Genomic DNA, 11,906 nt, shown 5'->3' with positions numbered 1-11,906 from the left:
AGGCGGCTGGAGGGACGAGGCGACGAGGAGAGCCGCCCGCCGCCCGGGCCCGCCGCCCGGCACCGAACGGTCGCGGTGGGATCAGCGGCCCTGGTAGCGAGGTGGGCGGCGCTCGACGAACGCGGTGACGGCCTCGTTCAGGTCGTGGGACGGCAGGAAGGCCGCGTTCCACGCCGCGACGTAGCGCAGCCCGGCGGCCACCGCCGGGCCGCGGGCCACGTCGAGGATCTCCTTGACTCCCTGGACGACGAGCGGCGGATTCGCGGCGGCCTCGTCCGCGAAGGCGTGCGCGGCGGCGAGCGTCGCGGCCTGGTCGGGCAGGACGTCGTTGACCAGGCCGATCTTCTCGGCGCGCTGGGCGTCGATGTCCTTGCCGGTCAGCGCCAGCTCGCGCAGGTGGCCGTCGCCGATGATCGCCGGGAGCCGCTGGAGGCTGCCGAGGTCGGCGACGATCGCCACCTTCACCTCCCGGACGCTGAACCGGGCGTCGGCGCTCGCGTAGCGGACGTCGCAGGCGGCGGCGAGGTCGACGCCACCGCCGATGCACCAGCCCGAGATGGCCGCGGCGACCGGCTTGCGGCATCCGGCCACGGCGTCGAGAGCGCGCTGCAGGGAGCGGACCTTCTCGAGCATCGCCGTGCGGGCCCCGGCGAGGCCGCCGTCGTCCGCGCCGCCCGCGGTGAGCCCGCCGAGCATCGCGGTCAGGTCCAGGCCGTAGCAGAAGTGCGCGCCGGAGCCGGCGATGACGACGGCGCGCACCGAGTCATCCCCGTCCAGCGCCGCGAAGACCTCCGGGAGCTCGCGGAAGAAGTCCGGCCCCATCGCGTTGCCCTTGCCCGGGCCGAGCATCGTCACCTGGACGACCCGCCCGCCGTCGCCGCGGCGCTGGACCCGCAGCGCCCTGAGCTCCGGCGAGAGGCCATAGTCGACCAGCTCCGTGGCCGGCCCCGCCTGGCCGCTGGCCGCGCCGTGGTCCGTCGTCGTCATAGCGGCGCCTCCACTGTCCCCGGGAGTGTCCTGTGCCCCGGGAGTGTCCTGGCGGTCCCCGGCCCGCCGCCTACCGTCGCATACCCGGCGCCTGACGCGCGCGGGCCCGGACGCGTCGCGCGCGCCCGGGCCCGGGTCGAGGTGGAGCGTTCCGCCCTACCTCACTTCTTGTCCTCCTCGTAGGTGACGGTGACGTTGGTGTAACCCAACGCGCCGAGCAGGCCCTTCAGCATGGCCGTCGTGTTCGACTTGCCCAGCGCGAGGACCTGGCCGTCGGTGGCCGCGGCGGCCTGCATCTGCGTGGTCGCCCTGACGTAGAGGTCCTGATCGGTGCTCTGGCCGCCGAACAGGCCCCCGATCCGGTCGAGCGCGCCGCGCTGCCGGGCGACGACGTAGCTCTTCTGGGGGTCGAGGTTCGCCTTGCCGATCGTCGGCGCYGGCAGCCGGATCGTCACCGCCTTGGTCGCCTCGTCGACGGTGACCCGCTTCGCGTCAAGCCCGGTGAAGTCGACTATCGAGTCGACGGTACCGACGCCGACGAAGAGCACCCGCTCGCCCTTGAGCGAGGACGGGATCCACTTCGTGTCGTCCTCGACATCGACGACCACCTCCATATGGGCACTCGCCGCGTGGTACTGGCTGATGTTCTCCAGCGATCGCAGCACCGGCGGGGAGCTGCGATCGACCTTCTTCTCACTGAAGGGGTTGTGGATCAACGACGGCCAGCCGGCGACGAAGCTGACCACGCTGGCGAGGACCACCAGCGTGACCACCAACGCCACAAGCTTGAGTAGGCCGCCGAAGGAGGGCAGCCGCGCGCTCCTGCCACCGCGGCGGGACGCGGTGGCTCCGTCGGGGGTGGTGGGAGGCAGTGTGTCGGTCGCCTGCGAGGTCGACCGACCGGACTCGTCGCTCATGGTCAGGGATCTACCCAGAAACCCTGCCATCACGCAGGTTCGTCGTCCACAGGACAAAAAACGAGACCAGGGTGCTACACCCGGGCGCGGCGGCCTCCCGGCGCGGCCGGACTCAGCGACAGGGCGATGGCGGTGCGGTCGTCGCTGGGGCGGCCGGGCGCGTGGCTGCGCACGGCGGCGAACACGTCGTCGAGCAGCCGGTCGGGCGAGCGTCCGGAGACGCGGACCAGCTCGCCGACGAGCCGGTGGCGGCCGAACAGCCGGCCGCTGTCGTCGCGCGCCTCGACGAGGCCATCGGTGTAGACGAACAGAACGTCGCCCTGGCGCAGGCGAAGCCGACCGGTGCGCCAGGCCCCCGGCTCGGCGACGAGGCTGGACATCAGCGGCCCGGTCGACGCCAGCGGCTCCACCAGACCCATCCCGGTCAGCCGGTCCAGGCCCTCCGGGTCGTCGAGATCATCGAGACGGTCGAGCCCGACAAGGTCGTTGACGTCGCCGAGGCCGTCCTCGTCGTCCAGGTTGTCGAGCTCGTCGAGGCCCTCGAGCCCGTCCAGGTCGTCGAGGTCCTCCATCTCGTCGAAGTCGTCGAGGTCGCCACGCCCGCCCACATAACCCGGCCGATAGCCGGCGGCGGCGCGGGCGCGCGTCCGGGCGCCGGCACCGGCCGCGGTGGTCCTGCCCGCGCGCAGCACGAGCGCGTCCGGGTGGCCCGCGTTGGCGTAGATGATCTCGCCATCCCACGGGTCGATGAGCGCGATCAGCACGGTCGCGAACGTCTCGTCGGTGTCGCCGAGCGCCTCGACCACCCACTGCACAGCCGTCGCGGGCTCGGAGCCGCGCGACAGTGACGCGGTGAGCAGCTGCTTGAGCCGCAGCGCGAAGACGCCGGAGGCGGCGCCGTGCCCGGCGACATCGCCGACGACGATCGCGACCCGGCCGTCGGGCATCTCGATGGCGTCGAACCAGTCGCCCGCGAGCGCGCCCTCGGCCGGGTCGACCCTGCCCAGCAGCTCCAGCCCCGCCGTGTCGCGCAGCGACGACGGGGTCAGGGCGTCCCGCAGCGCCATCACCGCAGGCCCCTCCTGGGCGAGTGCCTCCCAGGAGCGCTCGTTCTGACGGACCAGGCTCACCAGCTGGGCGCGCATCGCCTCGACGTTGCCCGCGAGGTCGACGATCTCGCGGGGGCCGACTGCGGGGATCGTGGTGTCGTGGCGACCGGCGGCGACGGCGTTCACCGCCCGGCGCAGCTCGTTGATCGGGAGAATGAGCCAGCGCCGGGACAGGACGAGCATGAGCAGCGACATCGCCAGCAGCACGGCGACGACGGTGCCGACCGAGGTGAGCAGCAGGTCCGCCGAGTTCTTCACCCGGCCGGTCGCCGCGGACTGCTCGTCCGCGATCGCCTTCGTGAGGCCTTCGGAGGCCGCGCGCAGGTCCCGGAAACGCTCCARGCTGACGTCGCTGATCTCGAGGAGCTGCGCGGCCAGGGCGTTGCCGCCGCCCGCCTCGTCGAGCTCCGACTGGACGACGCCGTCCCGCCAGGTCTGGTAGCTGCGGCTCAGTGAGTCAACCCGGGTGAGCAGGTCGGGGAAGTCGGTGACCAGGCCGCGCAGCCGGACGGTCAGGAGGGGGATGTTCTTCTCGGCGTCGCGAAAGGGGTCAAGCAGCTGGTCGTTCGCGCCGTCGGAGATGAGATAGCCGCGCAGCGCGCTGCGCTGGTCGACGAACGCCGTGTAGAGCTGGGCGGTGACGGTCGCGGCCGGGTCGAGCCGGTTCGCGCGCTCCGCCGCGGCGTCGTTCGCCCGGACCGACGAGTAGACGGCGAGGATCATCGTCGCGATGACCGCGACGACGGTGAGCCCGACCAGCACGCGGATGCCGTGGCGCAGCCCCGCCGATCCGCCCACGATCACTCCCTGGCATCCACGGCGCCGACGTCACCCGGCGCTCCTCTGACCCGACCTCTGACCCGACGTCGTCCCACTGGGATCTTCCGTCACGGGTGGCCGCCATCCGCCGCCGCCCGGGCGGCTCTCTCCGCTCGTGCTCTCATCCGCCCGTTCGCGCGCCTGCCCGCCAACCTCGCTCGCCCGATCCGTCCGCGTCGGGCCAGGCGGACCTGACGGGATGGGCGAACCGCAGGAGCCGCCGGCCCAGCTGTCCGCGGAGGTTCCCGGCATCGCGCGACCCGGCGTGTCGGAGCTGGTGGCGGATGGAACCGGAGCACCTCCCTCCGGGACTACACATTGTGGGCCATTGTCGCCCAGCGGCTCGGAAGCGGACATGGCCGGTCGGCACTGGTGACGCGCGGTCACCGCGTGGTATGCGTCCGTCTCAGTGCCAGGCAGACCGACGCCGGGCAGCCGCCCCGCCCGGGACCGGGGCCGAGGTGCCAGGCCGGTACGGGCAACACCGGAGCGGGTATTCCTGCGGAGGACGCACGCGCCGTTACGTGACGGATACCTCGCGCGCACAGCCGTGATCTGCCTTGCGGGAGGAACCACCGGATGACGTCGGGCGAGCGGGGACGGGCGGGCCGGCGCGGACGCGACGAGACCCGCCCCACCGAGATCAGGGAACCGAGCACGTCGGTGTTCCCGAACCTGCCCAACCTGCGGCTGCCGCATCCGCTGCACGGGCATGCCCACCTGCCCCACCCGCATCTCCCCCATCCGCACCTGCCGCACCGCGACCCGCACCGCGACCCGCACGCCGGCCTCGACCGGCGCCCGGACGCGGCGATCTGGACCCGCGGGCTGACCAAGCTGCACGACGACCGCCGCTCCGTGGACCACCTCGACCTCGACGTTCCGGTGGGCGCCCTGTCCGGGTTCGTCGGGCCCAACGGCGCGGGCAAGTCGACGACGCTGCGGATGCTGCTCGGACTGGTCCGCCCGACGGAAGGCGTCGGCTACGTCCTGGGAGAGCCGGTAAGCCACCCGGAGCGCTACCTCAGCCACGTCGGCGCGATGATCGAGGGACCGACCTTCCACCCGGGGCTGTCCGGCCGGGAGAACCTGCGGCAGCTGGCGGTGCTGCGCGGCGTCGACAAATGCAGGATCTACGAGGTGCTGCGGATGGTCCGGCTCACAGGCCGGGCCGGCGACCCGTTCGCCAGCTACTCACTCGGCATGAAGCAGCGCCTCGGCATCGCCGCCGCGCTGCTGTCGAAGCCGGAGCTGCTGATCCTCGACGAGCCGACGAACGGGCTGGACCCGGCGGGTATCCGGGAGATCCGCGCGCTGCTGCGTGAGCTCGCCGACGGCGGGATGACCGTGTTCGTCTCCAGCCACCTGCTTTCCGAGGTCGAGCAGATCTGCGACCACGTGGTGATGATCCGCGGCGGGCGGCTGCTCTTCCAGGGCCGCACCAGCGAGTTGCTGGCCGCCGGGGACTCGCGGATCCTGCTCACCCCCGAGCGTTGCGCCGACGCGCGCCGGCTGCTCACCGTGCTCGCCGACGACGGCGTGCGGGCGGAGATCCGCCTCGATGGTCCGCCGACGGTCGCGGCGCATTCGTGCGACCGACGCGTCGTCGTCGTCGCGCACGCGCCGGAGCGGGTGGCGGCCGACCTGAACCGGGCCGCGATGCGGGCCGGCATCGCGCTGCGCGGCCTGCGCGCCCACCGACCGAGCCTGGAGGAGACCTTCCTGCGCGCCACCAGCGGCGCTGACGGCGCTGACGGCGACGTCCTGTCCGGCGACCCACCGCCCGGCCTTCAGACGGTCAGGGGCAGCTGGGCCGCGACATCGACTGCCGAGACGGAGGTATACCCGGCCGAGCCCGACCAGAGGGCCGATGTCGGCCGTACGCGCTCGTCCCCGACCCCCCAGAGCGGGTCGGGCCGGCATCGGGGAGGTCTATAGATGGCCCGGGCATTCCTCGCAGAATGGCTCCCGCTGCGGCGTCGTCGGTTCGTCGTCGGCACGTTCAGCGCGACGGCGGCCGTCGCCGCTCTCGGCGCTGTGCTGACCTTCATGGCCACCGGTGGGCGCGAGTTCTACGGCGACTACCTGCACACCAACTCCCTGGCCAGGCCCACCGGCATCGTCGACGGGCTGAGCGCGATCAGCATCCTGCTCGGTGTCGTCGGGCTGTGCGTGGTCGCCGCGGCGCTCGCGGGCGACTACAGYCGGGGCACCCTGCGCAACCAGCTCATGGCCCAACCGCACCGGCTACAGCTGCTCGCGGGCAAATGCCTGGCGCTCGCGTCGTTCATCGCGCTGGTCGTGCTCGCGGCGGCGGCCGTCAACGTCGCGTTGTCGTTCGTCCTCGCCCCGATCAAGGGCGTGCCGACGGACGCCTGGACGTCGGTGGCGGGGATGCGCGAGCTCGGCAAGGGGATCGCCAACAACCTGCTCAACGCCTGGGGATACGGAGTGCTCGGCGCGCTGGTCGCCATCGTGTTCAGGTCTCCGGCGGCGGCGATCTCGGTCGGACTCGCGTACGTGCTGCCGGTGGAGATCATCGTCACAGGCATCTGGGGGGCCGCCGGCCACTGGCTACCCGGCCAGCTGCTGCAGGACATCGCCAACGGCGGCCACGGCTACCCGACCACCTACGCCGACGCCGGCCTGCGCATTCTGCTCTACAGCCTCGTGGCCGCACTCATCACGGCACTCCTCTTCCGCTATCGCGACATGACGTCCTGACCGCGCGGCCCGGCGGCGCGTGGTATCGCACAACACGCGCCGCGGGCTACCGACCGGCCCGGCATCATCGAGGCCTGGCCGGGCTGGTCGAACTGGCCGGGCTGGTCGAACTGGTTGGCCGCATCCTTGGCGAGCGCGGCAGCGCGGACCTCGCTCCGGCCCGCAGCCACGCCTGCGAGGCCGGGGAGACCGCCGAAACCGGTGCGGCCGGCGGAACGGCCGAGGCCGGTGAGACCGCCGAGGCCGGCCTCACCGGCACCCGGTCAAGGCGTCTCGGCCTGGCTGAGTCCGCGTGCGGGGCGGGCGAGCGGGGCAGTACGGACCTCCCCCCGGCCCGCAGCCACATCGGTGGCGTCAGCGGCGCGAGCGCCGCCAATACCATCGGTGCGACCGGTGGCACCGGTGACCCCGATCTGATCGGGACTCGGTCGACTCGGTCAGGGCGTCCAAGCTCCGCCGAGGCCGCTGACGGGGTAACCGCTTGCCGGCCGGCCTTGCCAAGGCCAACGAGGCCCGTGCTGCTATGGCCGCCGCCCGCCTGGCCGTAGCGTCCGCCACGCGACGGCCCGGCGAGCCCGGCGACGCGCGCCCGCTGGCCTGCCCGGGTCATGTGCCGGCGAGCCCGGAGCAGGTCGACGAGCATCGCCGGAGTGTGCCGGCCGGCGCGGAACGTCCCGTCGGGCTTCTCGATCCAACGCACCGGAACCTCGGCGATCCGGTAGTCCAGCGATCGGGCGATGGCGAGCACCTCGACGTCAAAACCGAAGCCGGTGGCCTCGGACCGGTCAAAGAGGATCTTCGCCTCGGCATGCCGGAAGGCCTTGAAGCCGCACTGGGTGTCGGCGAGGCCGAGCGGGACCAGCAGCCGGGAGATCTCGTGGAACGCCCAGCTGCCCACGCGACGAGTGACGACGCGATCGACGTCGCGGCCCAGCCGACGCGACCCGAGCGCCACCTCGGCGTCCTCGAGCGCCGCCAGCAGCGCCGGCAGGTCGGAGACGTCGGAGGCCAGGTCGGCATCCATGAAGACGATCGCCTCGCCCGTGGCGGCGGCGACTCCGGCCCGCACCGCGGCACCCTTCCCATTGTTGCTCGGCAGGCTGATGACCCGGCTTTTCTCCAGGCCGCGCAGCAGTTCCACGGCTATCTCGGCGGTGTCGTCGACGCTGCCGTCGTCAACGACGATCACCTCGGCGTCGTCGAGCGAAAGAGCACGCAGGGCATCCGAAAGGACGGGAAGGGACGACGGAAGCCGGTGGGCCTCGTTGAAGGCCGGAATAACAACGCTAAGAGAAACCTTGCCCACCAAAAACCCCCGCCGTGTCAACAGATGAACAACAGGGCATGTTGGGCCGTCGGGCGCCAGCTTCCGGCCGCTGAACAGACAGACATCTACTACATAGTGTGTCAAGCGTGTCAGTACTGTAGCCATTCGTCCGTGGACGCGCACTTTTTATGTCTGTTAACTTTGCGTGACATCCACACGTCCGACCCCCGCGATCGTGACGTATCGTGACCGCCCTCAGCTACTACCGCCCCGTGATCGGGCGCAGTGGAGCTGTGCCCCGAGCCGGCCCGACACGGCCGCGGTCTCGGCGAGTCAGTTCGCCGTCACACTCGGCGAGGGCCGCTCGTGCCCCGTCAGATCATGCCGGGTCTGTGCCGCTGGCGCATCAAATGGCTTGTTCGCCCCGGTCAGACCCGGTACGTCCGCCGTGCCCGATACCGGGGCGGGGCGAGAGCCGCCTTCCGTCGGGGCGGCGTCCGTCGAGGCGGCGTCCGTCGAGGCGGCGTCCGCGGGAGCGACTTCCACGGAGACGGGCTCCGGGAAAGCGGCCTCCGCTCCCCTTCCCACCTCGTTGGTACCGACATGGCGGGCCGCGGCGGTCGCGGCGGTCGCGGCGGTCGCGGCGGTCGCGGCGGTCGCGGCGGGGGTGAGGTGGTGACTGTGCAGCCGGTACACGAGCGCGCCGGCGACGGCGGCCGTGACCGCCTGGCAGGCGAGGCCCGCCAGGGCCGTCCGCATCACCACGCCGCCCGCGAGCGTGAGCACGACCGCGGTCAGCGGGGTGCAGCAGGCAAGCGCCCAGACGATCTTCCGGTAGCCGGCGCCGAGCAGGTAGGTGGCGAACATCAGGGTGGCCGCGAGGCACGTCATCGCGATCGCCAGCACCCACAGCGCCGGCGCCGCCACCGCGAGGTCGGGACCGAACACCAGGGAGAGCATCTGGCGGCCGGCGACCGCGCCGACGGCGGCGAGGAACAGCCCCGGGGTCACCACGAACACCAGCGCCATCGCGAGCGCCCGCCCGGCCGGCAGGCCCTCCCTGCGCCGGCGGGCGGCCTCTGGCAGCAGGAAGTTGGCCACCGCCAGGCCGATGAACACCGGCACCTTGCAGGCGGTGGAGATCGCCGCGTAGCCGCCGATGCCGCTCGGGTTGCGCCAGCCGACGATGACGACGTCCATGTTCTGCAGCAGCGCGAGCGGCACCAGCGTGGCCAGCGCGACCGACGACTCGGCGACCAGGCTGTCCCTGGTACGCCGGGGCGACGCCGCCACCGGCACGATCGGGATCGGCCCCGTCGCCGTGGGCGTGACGCCCTCGGTCCGCTCACTCAGCCGGGTGCCCAGGGAGCGGATCAGCGACGGCGTGCGCGCGACCGCGTGGCGGGCGTGCTCGCCGCCGGCGAGGCAGCCGAGAGCGAGGGCGAGACCGGCGCCGTTCACGCCGAGACCCGCCGAGACGAGGGCGACGACGCAGGTGATCCGGAAGGCCGACTCGAAGACCAGGTTGCGCGCCAGCGCCGGGTAGTTGCCTCTGGCCTGCAGGAGGCCGCGCTCGACGCAGAGCGCCACCCAGATCGCGGCGGCGACGGCCGCCTCGGCGATCGCGAACGGGTGCGGGTAGGACAGCACGACCGCGATCGGCTTGCACAACGCGAGTGACAGGAGCGAGGCGACCAGGATCGCAGCCCAGGTGACGTTGCGTAGTTGGCGGATCCAGGTACGCCGCTCACGGCGGGTGTCGCCGATCTGGGCCGACTCGCGGTGCACGGTCGCCGTCAGCACCGCCGTACCGACAACCGACAGGATCATGAAAATGTTGGTCTGAACGCCGAAGGCGCCGTAACCGGTCGTATCAAGCGCCCGGGCGAGCACCAGGTTCATGATCAGGTTGAAGCCGTTGGTCACGACGCCGGCGATGGCGAGGGTCGCCGGGCCACGCAGCAGCTCGGCGACGAGATCCCGCCGAACCGCCAGCGCCATCGCCCTCTCCCACTACGCCGGGTAACAGTCTCCGGCCGGCCATGTCGGCCCAAGACCCGCGCAATCGTATGACTCGGCCTTGGGGCGCCGCTGGCGGGGCGAGGCGCCGCACGCGCTCGCCCCGAGTCGGGCGCTGAGCCCGACCTCCAGATCACTTCGCGATCCGGCAGGAACCCTGCTCCCCGCCGGGGATCCGGGGCTGATGTGCTGTCACCATCGGTGGCTGGATCGCGCTGAGGCCTCATCCGGACGGGGTTGCGCGGGATCGCGCCGCTTGGCCCCTTAAAGTCGTGGATGTCTGGGGTGTCCGGCGCGGGCCGCGTGACCGCGGGCCGGCCATGGGCCGCCGACGAGGAAGGACGGACGACCTGTGGGCACCTCTGCCTACGCGCCCGGCGAGCAGCCGCCCGCCGACGCCGCGGCTCGCGCGGTCGGCCGGCTGGCCGGCCGGCACGTGGTCTTCCTGAACTGGCGGGATCTGGAGCATCCCCAGGCGGGCGGCGCCGAGCTGTTCTGCCAGTCGGTCGCCGCGCTGTTCGCGGCCGCCGGGGTGAAGGTCACGCTGCTGACGGCCCAGCCGCCGGGGCTGCCGGTCCTGGCCGACGCGGACGGCGTCATGGTCCACCGCGGCGGCGGCGCGTTCGGCGTGTACCCGTCGGTGCTTCGCCGGCTGGCCCGGCTCGCCAGGTCACCGCGCGGCGTCGACGCGGTGGTCGACTGCCAGAACGGGATCCCGTTCTTCAGCCCGCTGGTGCTGCCCGCGGCCACCCCGGTCGTGCAGGTGCTCCACCACGTGCACCAGAAGCAGTTCCCGCTGTTCTTCCCCGGCCCGGTCGCCCGGGTGGGCCAGCTGCTCGAGGCGCCCGGCAGCCGCTGGGTCTACCGGCGCCGCCCGGTCGTGGCTGTGTCCCCGTCGACGCGGGACGAGGCACGTACCGTGCTGGGCCTGCCCGGACCGCGCTTCCTCGTCCCCAACGGGGTGACCCCGGCGACCGTCCCCGCCGACACCGGCCAGGCGGCGAGCCCGACGGTCGTCTGCGTCGGCCGACTGGTCCCGCACAAGCGGCTGCACCTGCTGCTCGAGGCGATTCCCGCACTGGCCGCGCGCCATCCCGGCCTGGTGGTGCACCTCATCGGCGACGGCCCTGACCGGGAACGGCTGACCGCGCGCGCTGGCGAGCTCGGCCTGGACCAGGGCGGCCCGGACAGCGGCGCGGTTCTCCGCTGGCATGGCCACACCGACGCGGCGACCCGCGACACGCTGCTGGCCCGTGCCTGGCTGACGGTCAACCCGTCGCACGGCGAGGGCTGGGGGCTGTCCGTGCTGGAGGCGAACGCGCTGGGGGTCCCGGCCGTCGCCTTCCGGGTGCCGGGACTGCGGGACGCGGTCCGCGACGGCGAGACCGGCTGGCTGCTGGACACACCCGCGCGGCTCGCCGAGACCGTCGATCTGGCGCTCACCGAGCTGCGCGACCCGGCCCGCGCGGCCGCGCTGCGCGCCGGCGCGCGCCGGTGGGCCGCCGGGTTCCGCTGGGAGGCGACCGCCGCACTGCTCGCTACGGTCCTTGACGCCGAGCTGGCCCGCGCCGACCGCCGCGACCGGCGCGACCGCCGCCGGCCCGACGACGCCGTCACTCTCGTCCGGTTCCCACTGGGGCGCGACGAGCCGACACCACGGCTGCGCCGCACGGACCTCGTCTACCGGGCAAGCTTCGCGGAAGGAAGCGAGCCGCCGGCCGGGACACCAGCCGACGGCGCGGTGGCGCTCCTCTACGGCGCGTCGCCGGCCCAGGCTCGCGCGGCGCTCACCCGGGCCGGCGTCCCCGTTCACACCGCGCTCCTGCGTCCCGCCACCGGCACCGACCTGCTCCTCGCCACCGGCCGGGCCTGGTCCTCCGACTCCTACACGCAGCCCGTGGGCGCCAGCTGGGAGGGCACCGTCTCCCCCAGCATCGCCGCCGACCGCTGACCGGCTCGCGCACGGCCAGGAGTCCGCGTCATAGCCAGGGGATACCCGGCGGGCGCCGCTGGCGGCGGCACGCGCCCAGACCGGCGACGGGCTTGGGGTGGGCGGACCGGGAC

The 11,906-nt window shown here is 73.0% G+C and carries 8 protein-coding genes; 3 read left to right on the top strand and 5 right to left on the bottom strand.

Going from position 1 to position 11,906, the window contains the following annotated elements:
- Positions 1-81: 81 nt before the first annotated feature.
- From BL253_RS02670 to BL253_RS02660, 3 genes are all read right to left on the bottom strand, one after another.
- Complete coding sequence (locus BL253_RS02670; RefSeq protein ID WP_081437924.1) at positions 82-987, bottom strand: crotonase/enoyl-CoA hydratase family protein; 906 nt, start codon at positions 985-987, stop codon at positions 82-84.
- Positions 988-1,148: 161 nt separating this feature from the next.
- Positions 1,149-1,904 (bottom strand): DUF4230 domain-containing protein, encoded by a 756-nt coding sequence (locus BL253_RS02665; protein WP_076813286.1) that lies wholly within the window; start codon positions 1,902-1,904, stop codon positions 1,149-1,151.
- A 74-nt stretch (positions 1,905-1,978) separates the two neighbouring features.
- Positions 1,979-3,811, bottom strand: a complete 1,833-nt coding sequence (locus tag BL253_RS02660; protein WP_076813370.1) for a PP2C family protein-serine/threonine phosphatase — start codon at positions 3,809-3,811, stop codon at positions 1,979-1,981.
- A 600-nt stretch (positions 3,812-4,411) separates the two neighbouring features.
- Between BL253_RS02660 and BL253_RS02655 the strand changes: the two genes are divergently transcribed.
- Both BL253_RS02655 and BL253_RS02650 read left to right on the top strand, forming a co-directional pair.
- Positions 4,412-5,770, top strand: a complete 1,359-nt coding sequence (locus BL253_RS02655; protein WP_076813284.1) for an ABC transporter ATP-binding protein — start codon at positions 4,412-4,414, stop codon at positions 5,768-5,770.
- Positions 5,771-6,556 carry an ABC transporter permease subunit gene (locus BL253_RS02650; protein ID WP_076813282.1) on the top strand — a complete coding sequence of 262 codons (786 nt, stop codon included), beginning with the start codon at positions 5,771-5,773 and terminating at the stop codon, positions 6,554-6,556.
- Positions 6,557-6,620: 64 nt separating this feature from the next.
- On the opposite strand, the gene BL253_RS02645 is transcribed toward BL253_RS02650, so the two are convergent.
- Together BL253_RS02645 and BL253_RS02640 are read right to left on the bottom strand one after the other, a co-directional pair.
- Entirely contained in the window at positions 6,621-7,862 is a 1,242-nt protein-coding gene (locus BL253_RS02645) for a glycosyltransferase (RefSeq protein WP_076813280.1), read from the bottom strand.
- Positions 7,863-8,156: 294 nt separating this feature from the next.
- The gene (locus tag BL253_RS02640; protein WP_241834455.1) at positions 8,157-9,824 is read right to left on the bottom strand and encodes a lipopolysaccharide biosynthesis protein; all 1,668 of its coding nucleotides are present in this window, start codon (positions 9,822-9,824) and stop codon (positions 8,157-8,159) included.
- Positions 9,825-10,194: 370 nt separating this feature from the next.
- Here BL253_RS02640 and BL253_RS02635 point away from each other — a divergent pair, with 370 nt between their 5' ends.
- Positions 10,195-11,793: a glycosyltransferase family 4 protein gene (locus tag BL253_RS02635; protein ID WP_081437923.1), complete on the top strand. Its 1,599-nt coding sequence runs from the start codon at positions 10,195-10,197 to the stop codon at positions 11,791-11,793.
- The last annotated feature ends 113 nt before the right edge of the window (positions 11,794-11,906 follow it).

The sequence above is a fragment of the Pseudofrankia asymbiotica genome, from assembly GCF_001983105.1.
Lineage (GTDB): Bacteria > Actinomycetota > Actinomycetes > Frankiales > Frankiaceae > Pseudofrankia > Pseudofrankia asymbiotica.
The sequence above is the reverse complement of the archived record's forward strand: the minus strand, read 5'-3'. Positions and strand labels throughout refer to the sequence as shown.

Excerpts from the sequence above, each read along its gene's own strand:
- BL253_RS02670 (WP_081437924.1), bottom strand. The coding sequence starts at position 987 with ATGACGACGACGGACCACGGCGCGGCCAGCGGCCAGGCGGGGCCGGCC.
- BL253_RS02655 (WP_076813284.1), top strand. The coding sequence starts at position 4,412 with ATGACGTCGGGCGAGCGGGGACGGGCGGGCCGGCGCGGACGCGACGAG.
- BL253_RS02640 (WP_241834455.1), bottom strand. The coding sequence starts at position 9,824 with ATGGCGCTGGCGGTTCGGCGGGATCTCGTCGCCGAGCTGCTGCGTGGC.